12 protein-coding genes are annotated in these 14268 nt (G+C 69.3%); 7 read left to right on the top strand and 5 right to left on the bottom strand.

Annotation, left to right across the window (positions count from 1 at the left end):
- Positions 1-21: 21 nt before the first annotated feature.
- The 6 genes from menE to ACAG21_RS01350 all read left to right on the top strand — a co-directional run bounded on the left by menE (position 22) and on the right by ACAG21_RS01350 (position 7301).
- A complete protein-coding gene (gene menE, locus ACAG21_RS01375; RefSeq protein WP_370494530.1) occupies positions 22-1101 on the top strand; it encodes an o-succinylbenzoate--CoA ligase in 1080 nt (359 codons plus the stop codon).
- Positions 1098-2450, top strand: a complete 1353-nt coding sequence (locus ACAG21_RS01370; RefSeq protein ID WP_370494274.1) for a hypothetical protein — start codon at positions 1098-1100, stop codon at positions 2448-2450. The genes menE and ACAG21_RS01370 overlap by 4 nt, the downstream gene beginning before the upstream one ends.
- A gap of 6 nt (positions 2451-2456) precedes the next feature.
- The gene (locus ACAG21_RS01365) at positions 2457-3698 is read left to right on the top strand and encodes an APC family permease (RefSeq protein ID WP_370494273.1); all 1242 of its coding nucleotides are present in this window, start codon (positions 2457-2459) and stop codon (positions 3696-3698) included.
- A 569-nt stretch (positions 3699-4267) separates the two neighbouring features.
- The gene (locus ACAG21_RS01360) at positions 4268-5524 is read left to right on the top strand and encodes a PPE family protein (RefSeq protein WP_370494272.1); all 1257 of its coding nucleotides are present in this window, start codon (positions 4268-4270) and stop codon (positions 5522-5524) included.
- Positions 5525-5538: 14 nt separating this feature from the next.
- Positions 5539-6900 (top strand): PPE family protein, encoded by a 1362-nt coding sequence (locus ACAG21_RS01355; protein ID WP_370494271.1) that lies wholly within the window; start codon positions 5539-5541, stop codon positions 6898-6900.
- Positions 6901-6953: 53 nt separating this feature from the next.
- Positions 6954-7301 carry a DUF732 domain-containing protein gene (locus ACAG21_RS01350; RefSeq protein WP_370494270.1) on the top strand — a complete coding sequence of 116 codons (348 nt, stop codon included), beginning with the start codon at positions 6954-6956 and terminating at the stop codon, positions 7299-7301.
- 177 nt (positions 7302-7478) lie between these two features.
- On the opposite strand, the gene ACAG21_RS01345 is transcribed toward ACAG21_RS01350, so the two are convergent.
- The 3 genes from ACAG21_RS01345 to ACAG21_RS01335 are packed head-to-tail and all read right to left on the bottom strand — an operon-like array spanning position 7479 to position 10576.
- A complete protein-coding gene (locus ACAG21_RS01345; protein ID WP_370494269.1) occupies positions 7479-8135 on the bottom strand; it encodes a DUF2064 domain-containing protein in 657 nt (218 codons plus the stop codon).
- Positions 8132-8788 (bottom strand): glycosyltransferase family 2 protein, encoded by a 657-nt coding sequence (locus ACAG21_RS01340; protein ID WP_370494268.1) that lies wholly within the window; start codon positions 8786-8788, stop codon positions 8132-8134. The genes ACAG21_RS01345 and ACAG21_RS01340 overlap by 4 nt, the downstream gene beginning before the upstream one ends.
- A 9-nt stretch (positions 8789-8797) precedes the next feature.
- Positions 8798-10576, bottom strand: a complete 1779-nt coding sequence (locus ACAG21_RS01335) for a hypothetical protein (RefSeq protein WP_370494267.1) — start codon at positions 10574-10576, stop codon at positions 8798-8800.
- Positions 10577-10803: 227 nt separating this feature from the next.
- Between ACAG21_RS01335 and ACAG21_RS01330 the strand changes: the two genes are divergently transcribed.
- Positions 10804-12459 carry a hypothetical protein gene (locus ACAG21_RS01330; RefSeq protein WP_370494266.1) on the top strand — a complete coding sequence of 552 codons (1656 nt, stop codon included), beginning with the start codon at positions 10804-10806 and terminating at the stop codon, positions 12457-12459.
- A 6-nt stretch (positions 12460-12465) separates the two neighbouring features.
- On the opposite strand, the gene ACAG21_RS01325 is transcribed toward ACAG21_RS01330, so the two are convergent.
- Positions 12466-13494: an NAD-dependent epimerase/dehydratase family protein gene (locus ACAG21_RS01325; RefSeq protein WP_370494265.1), complete on the bottom strand. Its 1029-nt coding sequence runs from the start codon at positions 13492-13494 to the stop codon at positions 12466-12468.
- Positions 13491-14267, bottom strand: a complete 777-nt coding sequence (locus ACAG21_RS01320) for an S-methyl-5'-thioadenosine phosphorylase (protein ID WP_370494264.1) — start codon at positions 14265-14267, stop codon at positions 13491-13493. The genes ACAG21_RS01325 and ACAG21_RS01320 overlap by 4 nt, the downstream gene beginning before the upstream one ends.
- Between the last annotated feature and the right edge of the window lies 1 nt (position 14268).

The following is a 14268-nucleotide window of genomic DNA, read 5'->3' as shown; positions in this document are numbered from 1 at the left end:
TTGCTGCCCGCTTTGGAGCGGGTGCTGGCCGGTCGTGACTCGGCTTTTGTTGCAGCGCCACCGAATTGCGAGTTGGGCGCGTTACGGGTAGGCGAAGCCGTCGACGACGACGTGGCGTTGGTTGTGACGACGTCGGGCACCACCGGAAAACCCAAGGGCGCCTTGCTTACTGCCGCGGCCCTGGCCGCCAGCGCAACCGCCACCCATGACCGTCTCGGCGGGCCGGGCAGCTGGCTGTTGGCGCTGCCGCCGTATCACATCGCCGGCATCCAGGTGCTGGTGCGCAGTCTGCTGTCCGGTTCGGCGCCCGTCGAGCTGGATGTCTCCCGCGGGTTCGATGCCGCCGAATTGCCGCGTGCGGTAAGCACATTGAGCACCGGCCGACGATATACGTCGCTGGTCGCCGCCCAACTGGCCAAGGCATTGGCCGATCCCGCGGCAGCGGCCGCGCTCGCCGAATTGGACGCCGTACTGCTGGGCGGCGGGCCCGCACCCCGGCCGGTGCTCGACGCCGCGGCGGCCGCGGGAATTGCGGTGGTGTGCACCTACGGGATGAGCGAGACCGCTGGCGGCTGCGTATACGACGGCGTCGCACTGGACGGCGTACAGCTGCGGGTGGACGACGGGCGCATCGTAATCGGCGGCGCCACCGTGGCTAAGGGCTATCGCAACCCGGTTGATCCGGACCCGTTCGCCGAGCCGGGCTGGTTCCGCACCGACGACCTGGGCACTATCGACTCCGGTGTGCTGACCGTGCTGGGCCGCGCCGACGACGCGATCAGCACGGGCGGGCTGACCGTGCTGCCGCAACCGGTCGAGGCCGCGCTGTGCACCCACCCCGCGGTCGGCGACTGCGCGGTGTTCGGTGTCGCCGACGACCGGTTGGGCCAGCGGGTGGTCGCGGCGATCGTGGTGCGTGACGGTTTCGGACCGCCGACGCTGGACGCGCTGCGCGCACATGTGGCCAGCACCCTGGACAGCACCGCCGCCCCGCGCGAGTTACACATCGTCGATGTGTTGCCCCGCCGCGGCATCGGCAAGGTAGACCGGTCGGCGCTGGTGCGCCGGTTCGGCACCGATCATGAGTCTGGTCGATCGTGAGGGTTGCCCGTCGGGAAGTGCTGGCCGTCGCGGCCGGTGCCGGCCTGGTTGCCGCCGCGGTGGTGCTGCCGTCGCTGGATTGGGGCGTGCGGCCCCGCCTCGACCTGGGTCCGGAGCGCTTCGCCACCAACGCCGAGTCGGAACCGTTGTTCGGCGCATGGGAGCTGCACGCCAGCTGGGGAACCGGTCCGGCAATGCTGCTCGCGGTTGCCGCAGTGGTGTGGGGACCCGTTGTCGCACAACGCATTTCGTGGCGGACGCTGACGCTGGGCGGCTGGGCGGTGGCCTGCGGGTGGGCATTCGCGCTGGCCATGATCGACGGCTGGCAGCGGGGTTTCGCGGGGCGGTTGACCACCAGGGACGAATATGTGACCCAGGTGCCCAGCATCTCCGACATTCCGGCGACGGTGCGCACGTTTACCACTCGGATTCTCGACTACCAGCCCAACTCCTGGATCACCCATGTGTCCGGGCACCCGCCGGGCGCGCTCCTGTCGTTCGTCTGGCTGGACCGCCTCGGCCTGCACGGCGGCGCGTGGGCGGGCCTGCTGTGCCTGCTGGTCGGCTCCAGCGCGGCGGCGGCCGTGCTGATCGCCATCCGCGCTGTGGCCGACGAGCAGACCGCGCGGCTGGCCGCACCGTTCGTCGCGATAGCACCGACGGCGATCTGGGTGGCGGTCTCGGCCGACGGCTACTTCGCCGGCGTCGCGGCGTGGGGCATCGCTCTCCTGGCCGTGGCCGTGCACCGACAAGTTCGCTTCCCGGCGCTGATCGCCGCTGCCGCCGGGCTGCTACTCGGCTGGTGCGTCTTCCTCAGTTACGGCTTGGCGCTGCTAGGCCTTCCCGCCGCGGCGGTGCTGGTTTCGGCCAAGGATTTTCGCCGGGCGCTGCGGGCACTGGGCCCGGCCACCGTGACCGCGTTGGCGGTCGCGGTGGGCTTCGCCGTCGCCGGGTTCTACTGGTTCGACGGTTATACCCTTGTCCAGCAACGCTATTGGCAGGGGATCGCCCACGACCGACCGTTTCAGTATTGGTGGTGGGCTAATCTGGCCTGCGTGGTGTGCGCGATCGGTCTCGGCGGTGTCGCGGGCATCACCCGGGTGTTCGACGGCGCCGCCATCCGCCGCCGCTGCGGCTTTCATCTGCTGTTGCTGGCCATGCTGGCCGCGATCGTCTGCGCCGATCTGAGCATGCTGAGTAAGGCCGAGGTGGAACGGATCTGGTTGCCGTTCACGATCTGGCTCACCGCTGCGCCCGCGCTGCTGGCGGTGCGGTCGCACCGCATGTGGCTGGCGATCAACGCGGCCGGCGCACTTCTGGTCAATACCGTCATGGTCACCCACTGGTAGGCGGACATGGAAGATCAACCCGAACTGGCGCGCCGACTCAACACCACCGACGCGGTCGTCATCGGACTGGGTTCAATGATCGGGGCCGGGGTGTTCGCCGCGTTCGGCCCGGCCGCGCGCGCCGCGGGCGCGGGTCTGCTGATCGGGCTGGCGCTGGCCGCGGTGATCGCCTACTGCAATGCCACCTCATCCGCCCAACTGGCCGCGGAATATCCGACGTCGGGCGGGACGTACATCTACGGCCGGGAACGCCTCGGCCCGTGGTGGGGCTTCATCGCGGGATGGGGATTCGTGATCGGCAAGACGGCCTCGTGCGCGGCGATGGCACTCACCGTCGCCGCCTACGCGGTTCCCGGGGCGCAGGTGTGGCAGCAGCGAATCGTCGGGATCGCCGCCGTGGTCCTGCTGACCACCCTGAACTACCGCGGCGTCACCAAGACCGCGATGCTGGCCCGAATTCTGTTGGTGTGCACCCTGATTGCGTTGGCCGCCGTGGTCATCGGCATCGCGATGAGCAAGCCGGATCTCGCGCAGCTGAGCGGCTCGTGGTTCACCGGCTCGATTTACGGGGTGCTGCAGTCGGCGGGGCTGCTGTTCTTCGCGTTCGCCGGGTATGCCCGGATCGCGACGATGGGTGAGGAGGTTCGCGACCCGGCCCACACCATCCCCCGCGCGATCTCGGTTGCCTTGGCGATCGCGGTGGTGATCTACCTGGTTGTCGGGGTGGCCGCACTACTGGCCGCGGGACCCGCGCGGCTCGCGAATGCCGTTGCCCCACTGGCCGAGGCGGTGCGCGCGGCCGGCGCCCCAGAATTGGTTCCGGTGATCTCGATCGGGGCCGCGTTGGCCAGCCTCGGCGCGCTGCTGGCGCTGATCGCCGGACTGGGACGCACCACCCTGGCGATGGCCCGGCACCGGGATCTGCCGGCCTGGCTGGCGGCGGTGCACTCGCAACACCGGGTGCCACACCACGCCGAGATCGCGATCGGCGTGGTGGTCTGCGTTCTGGTGAGTGCGGTGGATCTGCGTGGTGTCATCGGCTTTTCGTCGTTCGGGGTGCTGATCTACTACGCGATCGCCAACGCCGCTGCATATACCTTGCGCCGGCGCCGGCTGGTGAACAGTGTCGGCCTGGCCGGGTGCCTGCTGCTGGTCGCCACCTTGCCGTGGGAATCGGCGGCCGCGGGGCTGGCGGTTTTCGCCGTCGGGATCGCCGGGCGCGCGGTGGTGTTGAGCCGGCGCGACTGAGGCTCTCCGGCAGTTAACCAACGCCGAGCCGGTCAGTCGGCCCCACCGGCCGGTGTAGTGCCGATCTCGTGCCCTGCGTGGCCCGTCTATCGCCCCGGTCAACTGGCCTTAGCGGGCGCGCAGCGTCGCGTGGCGCGTGTCGGATCTACGGCCACAGTGGGGTGCGCACCAACCGCTTGACGCGTTTGCTGGTGACGACTCGAATTATTGGTCGGGAGATTTAAATTAACGACATCGTCGGCCGCTATACGTCGAGTGTGTGTTTTATATGTGTTCACCCTGTCGAGCTTCGGCGTTAACGCGAGGTAGACGGGGTTCATCGGCGCCTACGCCGGCCGGCGGTCGCGTCTGGACCCGGATCCAGGCACCGTCGCGACGGCCATAGTAGCGGCCAAGTTTTCCGCCAGGGCTGGCTAGCGTACTGGCCACGAGAGCAGCTCAATGACTGACGACCAATCGCGGTGATCGACTGGCGATGGTTTAAGTCGCTCAATGTTGTTGACGTTCAACGATGTCGGCGAAGACACGCGTGCAATGTCGGCGATCAGGGGGCCGGCGGAGGGAAGGCAATGGATTTCGGAGCGTTACCTCCGGAGATCAACTCCGGCAAGATCTACTCTGGGCCGGGGTCGGCGCCGCTGTTGGTCGCCGGAACGGCCTGGGATGGGTTGGCCAGCGAATTACGTTCAACGGCAGCAGCTTACGGGTCCGTGATCGCAGAGCTGCTCAGCGGTTGGCTTGGGCCCTCGGCGACGTCGATGTTGTCGGCCGCAACGCCGTACATCGCGTGGCTGGAAAGCACTGCCGCACAAGCCGAGCAGACGGCACTGCAAGCCAAGGCCGCGGCCGCCGCGTTCGAGGCCGCCTTCGCGGCTACCGTCCCGCCCCAGGTGGTCGCGGCCAATCGGGCGTTGTTGGCGGCGCTGATCGCGACGAACATCTTGGGTCAGAACACGGCGGCGATCGCGACCACCGAGGCTCAGTACGCCGAGATGTGGGCCCAAGACGCCGGCGCAATGTACGGCTACGCCGCGGCCTCCGAGGTTGCGACCCGGCTGACTCCGTTTGCCGCTGCGCCAACGACGACAAACGGCAGCGGGACGGTCGACCAGTCGGCCGCGGTCGCCGCCGCCGCCGAGTCGTCGGCTGCCTCCGATGTGGAATCGGCGCTGTCACAAGCATCGGCTCAGGCGCCCGCCGCGGTGCAAGCCCTCGCCGCGAACGCCACCGCGAACGCGGCAGCGGCCGAGGTCCCGTTGGGCATCAAGGACATCACGGGGATTCTGAAGACGTTCAACGGCTTCATGACCAACTTCGTGGCCGGGCCGTACAACCCGCTCGGGATTGCGGGCCTGTTCAGGAACTGGTACCAGGTCGCGATCAGCATCCCGTCGGTGGGCACGGGTATCCAAGGCATTGGCCCGCTGCTGCACCCCAAACCGCTGCTCGGGGTGTTGGCGCCGTTGCTGCACAGCGACCTGCTGACCGGGGCCGGCGCCCTGCACCCGGCGGGGGCGGTGGCGGCCGCGGCGGGTCGTGCCGGCACGGTCGGCGCGCTGTCGGTGCCGGCAAATTGGGCGTCGGCCGTTCCGGCGATCAGAACGGTCGCCGCCGAACTGCCCGAGACTATGCTCGAGGCGGCTCCTGCGGTGGCCGCCAACGACGGCATGTTCGCTCCGACGGCCCTATCCAGCCTGGCCGGGCGCGCTGTGGGCGGGGCTGCCACCCGTGCCGTTGCGCCCGCCGTGCGTGTTCCCGGCGCGGTGGCACTCGACGACATCGCGACGACCTCGACGGTCATCGTGATCCCGCCGAACGCGAAATAAGGAGAGTCACGGCAATGGTTTTCGCGGATTTCGCAGTGCAGCCACCGGAGGTGATCTCCGGTCTGCTCTACTCGGGCCCGGGTTCGGGGTCCTTTTTGGCCGCCGCCGCGGCGTGGGAGGCGCTGGCCGCCGAGTTGCATTCCACCGCGGCCTCGTACAGTTCGGTGATTTCGGAACTGGTCGGCGAGTCGTGGGCGGGTCCGTCGTCGGAGGCCATGGCGGCGGCAGCGGCACCGTATGTGACGTGGACATCGACCACGGCGGCTCAGGCCGAGGAGGCCGCGTCCCAGGTGCTGGCCGCGGCGCGGGCCTACGAGGCCGCGTTGGCAGCGGCCGTGCCGCCGGCGCTGATCATCGAGAATCGTCTCGAGCTGCAAGAGCTGTTGGCGACCAATATCCTCGGCCAGAACAACGGTGAAATCGCAGCCAACCAAGCCGAATACGGCGAGATGTGGGCTCAGGACGTCGAGGTGATGTTCGGCTACGCGAGTGCCTCGGAATCCGCCGGTGAGCTGACGGCGTTTCGCGAGGCGCCGCAAACCACCAACGCGACCGCGCAGGCGACTCAAGCGGCCGCGGCGGCCGCGGCTCCGCCGCAGTCGTTGTCGTCATGGCTGACAGAGCTGGAGAACTACATCAACTCGCTCACGGGCCAGTACGCGACATTTTGGCAGCAACTGATCACGGGAGTGACGGGGAGCTCGGATGTTGCACCGATGTGGGAGGCGCTGTACTCGGCCATTTCGTCGATCGGCAGTCAGGGCACGTGGACCAACGTCGTCAATGCCAGTATCGGCCTTGGTGTTTCGCAGTGGAAGAACTTCTTCATCTACGCGCCATGGAGTGCCGCGATGGCCAAGTCGTCGCTGGGCGCCGGTCTGGCGTCGCCCGGGCATCTTGCCGCCGTCGGCGCGGTGCGGCCGGTGTCGGCGGTGCTGGGCGGCGCGCCGACGGTGGGATCGATGTCAGTTCCGCCGAGCTGGGCGACCGCCACTCCGGCGATCAGGCTGACCTCGACCGCACTGCCGGCCAGCGTGGCAGCGGCTCCCGCGAGCCTGGATGCCGGCCTGATCAACGAGGCGACCCTGGGCAGTCTGTCCGGTGGTGCGCTGGGCAGCCCGGTTTCCCGCGTCGTCAGCTCAACCGGCATCCAGGCCCGCGCGATCACCGGCGAGCGCCGCGTGGGTCCGGTCAAACTCGACCGCGTCATCGCGCAACTGCAGGAACAGCCCGACCAGGTGCAGCACTGGAGTGTCGACGAAGCCGGGCTCGACGACCTGGTTGCCAGACTGACGACCACGCCCGGCGTCCACGCGGTGCACGTCACCGACGATGCAGGGACCCCGAGCATTTCGACCGAATCCAAACTCGGATAGTGGCGGGAAATCCCGTGCAGCGCAGGAACATCAGCACCGCAGATGGAGGAGTCATGAAACTGTTGCTAGCCGTTCTCGGCATCTCGATGGGATTCGTCGTCGCGCTGCCCGCGTCTGCCGAATCCGGCGTCGATGAGGCGGCCGTCGACGACAACAACGAAGTCTTCCTGGCGGACCTGAATGCGGTGGGTATCAGCTTTCAGGACCCTGGCCAAGCGATAGCGGCCGGAAAATCGGTGTGCGGGTTGATCTCTCGCGGCGTATCCGGCCTGCAGCTGCTCAACGACCTCAAGGCCAACAATCCGGCGCTGACCACCAGCGGCGCCGCCCAGTTCGCGACGATCTCCGCGAAGTCGTACTGCCCGAAACAGCTTGAGGAAGGAAGTGGCGGGAAGGGTTAAACCGATAAGCACTAGACAACGGGCCAGGCGTGACTTCGCCCGTGCGGCAACGACTTTGATCGTGCGGCAATGATCTTGAGTGTGCGGTGGCGGCGGGAAATGTGCCGAATTCCCGCCCAGGATGCACACTCGAGTGCTTGCGTTCACACTCGAGCGGTCGCGGTGGAGGCGAGCGGCCTACAGTCCGGCCGCGCGAGTCGCCCGCGCGAAACGACTGGCCGGCCCGCAGACCTCTCGTACCGCGGCGACGTCGGCAACGACGTCGAAATCGCTCAGCCGCTGCACCAGCGCAACATCAATAGCATTGTCTTGCAGCGCTTTTCGTGTGAGCTCGCCGGTGTCGGGTTGAGACATCGGCACGGCGCGCAGGCATTCGGCCATCGCTGGGTTCTGCACGCCGAGCACCCACCAACCACCGTCGTCGGCGGGTCCGAGCACAGCCGGCACACTTAGCAGCCTGCGCGCACAGTCGGTCAACAGCTCGGCCGTCACCTGCGGGGTGTCCATGCCGATCTGCAGCACCGGGCAGCCGTTGGCCGCGTCGGTGTGGGCATTGGCCAGCCGGTCGGCGAAGTCGTCACCGCGTTGCTCGATCACCGTGAACGACTCGAGCCGCTGCCGGATCTGCGCCGCGCCGGCGGCCGCATCCAGGTCGCCGGTCAGCGCCACCACCCGCGAGCTCACCGCCGCGGCCGCCACCGCGTCGAGCGTGTCCAGCAACGCCGCCGCGGCAATCTCAGCCGCGACCTGATCGCCGACCGAGGCGGCCAGCCGGGTCTTGGCCAGGCCGGGCTCCGGCGCCTTGGCGACGACCAGCAGTGTCACCGGGATCATGAAATGACTTTCCAGAAGTCCAGGATCGCGGTGATGCTGCCCCGCAGTGATCCGCTGACCTTCGACTTGCCACCGGTGCGGGGTCCGTAGCGGACGTCGAGCTCGACGACACGCCAGCCGGCCGCTGCGGCGCGCACCAGCAACTCCAGCGGATACCCGGAGCGTCGATCGACGACCCCGAGACCCAGCAGCGCATCCCGGCGCGCGACCCGCATCGGCGCGATGTCGTGGACCGGCAGGCCGTGACGGGTGCGCAGCCGCCAGCTCATCACCACGGTGCCCACCCGCGCGACCCACGGCCAGTGCAGCCCGACAACGGGCCGCCGCCGGCCAATCGCCAGATCCGCGCCCTGCTCGAGCGCGGCGACCAGCCGCGGCAAATCGCCGGCATCCATCGAGCCGTCGGCGTCGATGACCGCCACGATCGGAGTCGTCGCGGCGACCACGCCGGCATGCACCGCCGAGCCGTACCCGGGCCGCGGTTCGGCGACGACGTCAGCGCCGTGTCGGGCGGCGACGGCCGCGGTGTCATCGGTGCTGTTGTTGTCCACGACCAGTGCTCGATAGCCGGCGGGGATGGCCGCCAGCACCGCCGGCAACGACTCCTCCTCGTTCAGACACGGCAGCACCACCGTGACCAGATCACCGGACATGAGCCGCGATCAGAACCCGGACGACGAGTGGCCGCCTCCGCCGCTGGATGGCGGCTTGGGGGCGACGGTCTGCGGCGGGGGCTTGGGCGCCACCGTCTGCTGCTGCGTGGGCGGCTTCGGCGCCACCGTCTGCTGCTGGGTGGGCTGCTGCGTCGGCTGGACCGTGGGCTGCTGCGTCGGCTGGACCGTCGGCTGCTGCGTCTGGGTCTGCTGCGTCTGGGTCTGCTGCGTCTGGGTCTGCTGAGTCGGCGCCTGCGTCGTGGGAGCGACCGTGGTGGGCGCGACCGTCGTCGTCGGCGTGAGTGGCGTATACGTCGTCGTTGTCGGCGGGACGGTCGTTGTCGGCGTAATCGGAGTGGTCGTCGGTGTCGTCGGCGGCGTGTACGGGGTCGTCGTCGGCGTGGTCGGCGTGGTCGGTGTGGTCGGCGTCGTCGGTGTGGTCGGTGTGGTCGGCGTCGTCGGCGTCGTGTAGGTCGGCGGCGTGTACGGCGGATACCACGGTGGCTGGGGCCGCCAGCCCGGGTACGGGACGATGATCGGCACCGGAATCGGGATCGGCCCGTCCGGGTTGGGCACCAGGCCTGGAACTACCGGTGCGACCGGCGCTTCCGGAGCGGGAGCGACCGGTGCCGGACCCACGGGCGCCTGCGGCATAGCCGGAATGACGCCGCCCTGGTAGCCCGCGTTCGGCGCTTGCGGGGGCGGCGGGGGCACCGGCGCCTGCTGCTGCGTCGGCAACAGCGGCATGAACTTGCCCGGCGCGGCGTTCTGGTGTCCCACCACCGGCTCCTGCGCCGCGGTCGGCCGGACGGCAACCACCACCGCGACGGCCAGCGAGGCCACGCCGATGACCGCGAACGCGATCACGGCATTGCCGACCAGCAGCGATCGGCGGCTCAGTTTCAGCGGGCCGGTCTCGGCGTCGGGGTCGTCCTCGTAGAAGTCGTCGAAATCGTCGACCTCGCCCCCGAACAGGTCGTCGTCATCGTCGGTCATCGAGTAGGCCAGCTGGTCGACCGCGGCAGGATCGGTCAACCCGGCGGACGGGGCCATCGCGGTCGCATCGCCGGTCAGCCCGGCCGCGGGCGCCATCGCCGTCGCATCGCCGGTCAGCCCGACCGCCGGGGCCATCGCAGTGGAGTCCGGGGCCGGCGGTGCGGCCGCGATCGCGGCGCCGCGGGCCAGCGCGAAGGTGGGGTCCTCGGGAATCTGCACCCGCATCGTCGCGTCGCGCAGCTGATCGGCCACCCCGGTCAGATCCGACGAGGCGCCCACCAGAAACACGTCGTTGGTGGCGCCGGGGTGCTCACCCAGCCGGGCCATCATCGTGTCCAGCGTGCCGCTGGCGTCACCGCCCAGCAGCTCGCTGGCCAGCATGGTCGGCGGCGCGTCCGGATCCCCGTCGGACGAGCCCACCACCGACAGCGTCGCGGTGTTGTCGTCCACCACCAGCGCGCCGCCGGACCGGCCCGCCGCGCGCATCAGGGCCGTCACCGCCTGCGATTGCGACAGCACCGCGACGTTGTGGACGCCGGAATCCTCCAGCGCCTGGCGCAGCTGGTCGGCGCTGGGATGGTCGGTCCAGCACAGCCGGGTCCCGACCAGCCGGTGGTTGTCGTTCGCCAGCAGCCGATTCGTGCCGACCACGGTTTCGGTGAGCTGTTCGACGGGGTTGTTAGCCAGGTCGACGACGGATTGGTCGATCACGTCACTGCCGCCGGCACCCGCTCCGACAAGCGCCAAGCGGGCGACGGGGCCGGTGACAGCGACCCCCAAAACGACGTCCATACCTGCTCTCCTTCGGCTGGCCGACCCCGCAACCAGCTTGTCCCGGCATCATTACACTTCGGTACCGTCGGCAGTAACAATCATTCGGGCGACCCCGTTCGCCTACAGGCGCAGCGTAACCGCGTTCCCAAACCGGGCGGTCACTCCCGCGTCGTCCGAACGGAGATTATGTTTCCAAGTAAGCAACGAAGTCGCCGCGGCAGGGGGTTCCCTGCCCGCCTGAGCGAATGTGCGCCGTCCGTAACCGTCCTCGATACCCGGGGGGAACCGTGAGCCAGAGCAGCGACGAGGCGCCGACCGGGCCCATCAGGGGTGTGCCGGCCGCGGGCCCGCAAGTTGCCGGAGTGCCGGCCCCGCGACGCAACGTCGTGGCCGACCTAAGCGCCGCCGTGTTGCTCCTCGCCGCGGCGCTGCTGCCGTGGAACCTGTATTTCGGCATCGCGATCGCCGACAGCAACACGTCGGTGTTCGCCGCCCTGATCGGGGTGACGCTGCTTTCGCTGATCGCCATCGCTTTGCCCGGTTCCGGGCGCACGGTCGGCACGCTTCGGCTGGCGCTCAACGTTCCCTATTTGCTGCTGTTGCTCGCCTTCGTCGGGTTCGACGCATTCGAGACCGTGCGCTTCGGCGGGACCGTAACCGTGCCGGGCGGCGTCGGGCCGGGCGCCTGGCTGGGTGTGGCCGGCGCGCTGCTGAGCACCCAGTCGGGCGGTCACGGCGCCGCGCCGGACGACGACACCGCCGACGGGCGGCACCGCTCCGCCCAGATCATCGGCTACATCTCGATGCTGGCCGCGGCATTGAGCTTCGGCTTCACCCTGTACTGGCGGGTGAAGTACGCGCTGGGCGACTCGGGTGGCGACTTCGGTAAGCAGAACATCGCGGTGATCGTGACGGCGACGGTGTACGGCCTGGTCGCGTTGATCGCGGTGCTCGTCGCCTCGCGGTGGCTGCTCAGCGGCACCAGGGCAACCCGGCTGGCGACGATCGCGCTGGGGGCCTCGACGCTGGTCGCCGGGATCATCGTTTGGCTGCTCCCGGTCGGCCGTGACATCGACGCGTTCCACGGCATCGCGCAGAACACGTCGACGGCGGGCGTCGGGTTCGAAGGCTATCTGGCGTGGGCCGCGGCCGCGGCGATCTTCGTGCCGCGCACGCTGTTCGGGCGCGCCCGCACAGTGTCGTCCGAGGAGGGCGCCTGGCGGGCGGCGGCCCGAACCGGGCTGCTGCTCATCATCATTTGGTGCCTGGGATCGGTCGCGATGCGGATCACCGACCTGGGGGTGGCGGTGAGCCTGAACTACCCGTACTCCCGCTACGACAGCGTGGTGCTCGCCGCGTTCGATGCGGCCACCGCCGCGCTGGCGGTCTGGCTGCGGATCAGCCTGGGCCAAGCGTCGGCGTCGGCCCGGCTGATCACGACGCTGTCCGGACTTGTTGCCACCCTGAGTATTTCGCGGGTCATCGTGGGCGTGGTGCTGGCGCCACGGTTCCAGGAAGCACCCAATGCGGTGCAAAACCCGGTCTACGGAAACGATCTCGCCCAGCAGATCACCAGCACCTTCGACGTGGCGCTGTCCGCGCTGGCGGTGTGCATCCTGGTGGCGGCGATCGTCACCGGGCACTTCAGCCGGCTGCGACGGCGTCGCCGGGCCGCGCGCAGGCGTGCCCTCACGCAGAACGCTGAGGCGCCGACGACCCACATCCCGACCTCCGCGGCGCCGGCCGACGTGACGACCCGGATCCACACCGGCGAATCACCAACCACCGCAATACCGCAACTGGCCGGCTCGCCGCGGATCTTCCGCGGTGACGATTCGGCCACCACCCAGATACCGGTCGCCAAGCCGCAGATCTACCGGCCGCCGCACGACCCCTCGTAGCGCGGGTCAGCGCAGCGGCGCGAACGCGAACTCGCGCAGGCCTTCGCGCGGATCGATCGCCGCGCGGAAGCCCAGCACCTCGGCGGCGCGCGCGGGGTCGGCAACGATGTGGCGCACGTCGCCGCTGCGGTACTGCCCGGTGATCACCGGGGACACCGCCTCGTCGCGCGCCTGGCAGATCGCGGTCGCCACCTCCAGGATCGAGATCGGCCGTCCCGAGCAGACATTGACCGCGGTGAAGCCGTCGCGCTGCGCGGTGGCAGCGAGGTTGGCGGCCGCCACATCATCGACGTGGACGAAGTCTCGCATCTGGCCGCCGTCTTCGAAAACTCTTGGTGGATCACCCTTTTCCAGTGCCGAGCGGAAGATCGCCGCCACTCCGGAGTACGGGGTGTCGCGCGGCATGCCCGGGCCGTAGACGTTGTGGTAGCGCAGCGCCACCACCGAGCCGCCCGTCGACTCCGACCACGCCAGCGCGTAATGCTCCTGGGCGGTCTTGCTGGCGGCGTACAGGCTGCGCGGGCGCAGGGCGGCATCCTCGTCGACCAGCCGCCAGGTCAGCTCCTCGCCGCCGAGCGGACAGCGGTGCTCGAAGGCCCCGGCATCCAGGTCGGCGCGCCGTCGCGGCAGCGGGTCGACCTGCCCGTGCTGCGGGCAGTCATAGCGACCCTGCCCGTACACCACCATCGACGACGCCAGCACCAGGCGAGAAACCCCGGCGGCGAACATCTGCGCCAGCAGCACCGTGGTGCCGTAGTCGTTGTGACCGCCGTAGGCGGGCGCGTCGGCCGCGTCGACGCCCGCACCCACCATCGCGGCCTGGTGACACACCAGATCCACACCATCGAGCAGCGGGGAAAGCGCGTCGGCGTCCCGGATGTCGACCCGGTGACATCCTTTGGGCAGCAACGAATCTGGTCCGTGCGCGGCAGGCAACAGCAGGTCGACACCGACCACCTCGTGACCCGCCGCGCGCAGCGCCGCGTCCACCCGCGACCCGATGAAGCCGGCCGCACCGGTCAGCAGCACCCTCACGGCAGCTCGAAGGGCAGCGTGACACCGGTGTGCGACAGGCAGTGCGTGCAGTCGCGCTCGGCGGCCACCCGGCCGATCGCCGCGCGCACCAGCGTCTTGAACGGCTCGATGTTCTTCTCGAATTCCACCATCACGTCGACCGTCTTCACCCCCTCACCATGGCTGACACCGGCGTCCAGATCGGTCACCAAAGCGATTGCCGCATAACATATTTCAAGCTCACGAGCCAGCACCGCCTCCGGATACCCGGTCATGTTGACCAGGGTGAAACCCGCCGAGGCGAACCACTGGCTCTCGGCGCGGGTGGAAAATCGCGGGCCCTGGATCACCACCATGGTGCCGCCGTCGACCACGTCGGGCAGGCCGGTGGCCGCCTCGCGCAAGACCGGGCAATACGGGTCGGCGAAGTCGACGTGAATCGCACCGGAGTCGAAGTAGGTGTCGGCGCGGCTGTTGGTGCGGTCCACCAGCTGATCGGGCACCACGATGGAACCCGGTCCATAGCCGGGATTCAGACTGCCCACCGCGCACGGCGCGAGCACCCGTCGCACCCCCAGTGAGCGCAGCGCCCACATGTTGGCGCGATACGGCACGGTGTGCGCCGAGTACTCGTGCTTGACACCGTGCCGGGGCAGGAAGGCGACTTCGTGCTCCCCGACGGTGCCGACCGTCAGCGGGGCGCTGGGCGGCCCGTACGGGGTGTCCGGGGTGACGTGGTGAACGTCGGAGCCGAAGAACGTATAGAAGCCGCTGCCGCCGATCACTCCGAGCATT

The organism is Mycobacterium sp. pR1184 (genome assembly GCF_041287235.1).
GTDB lineage: Bacteria > Actinomycetota > Actinomycetes > Mycobacteriales > Mycobacteriaceae > Mycobacterium.
This window is presented reverse-complemented; position numbering and strand designations above follow the sequence as displayed.

What these genes read in the sequence shown, in the direction of transcription:
- ACAG21_RS01335 (WP_370494267.1), bottom strand. Translation starts at nt 10,576, where the DNA reads ATGGACGTCGTTTTGGGGGTCGCTGTCACCGGCCCCGTCGCCCGCTTG.
- ACAG21_RS01360 (WP_370494272.1), top strand. Translation starts at nt 4,268, where the DNA reads ATGGATTTCGGAGCGTTACCTCCGGAGATCAACTCCGGCAAGATCTAC.
- ACAG21_RS01350 (WP_370494270.1), top strand. Translation starts at nt 6,954, where the DNA reads ATGAAACTGTTGCTAGCCGTTCTCGGCATCTCGATGGGATTCGTCGTC.
- ACAG21_RS01340 (WP_370494268.1), bottom strand. Translation starts at nt 8,788, where the DNA reads ATGTCCGGTGATCTGGTCACGGTGGTGCTGCCGTGTCTGAACGAGGAG.
- ACAG21_RS01320 (WP_370494264.1), bottom strand. Translation starts at nt 14,267, where the DNA reads ATGCTCGGAGTGATCGGCGGCAGCGGCTTCTATACGTTCTTCGGCTCC.
- ACAG21_RS01355 (WP_370494271.1), top strand. Translation starts at nt 5,539, where the DNA reads ATGGTTTTCGCGGATTTCGCAGTGCAGCCACCGGAGGTGATCTCCGGT.
- ACAG21_RS01345 (WP_370494269.1), bottom strand. Translation starts at nt 8,135, where the DNA reads ATGATCCCGGTGACACTGCTGGTCGTCGCCAAGGCGCCGGAGCCCGGC.
- ACAG21_RS01365 (WP_370494273.1), top strand. Translation starts at nt 2,457, where the DNA reads ATGGAAGATCAACCCGAACTGGCGCGCCGACTCAACACCACCGACGCG.
- ACAG21_RS01330 (WP_370494266.1), top strand. Translation starts at nt 10,804, where the DNA reads ATGTGCGCCGTCCGTAACCGTCCTCGATACCCGGGGGGAACCGTGAGC.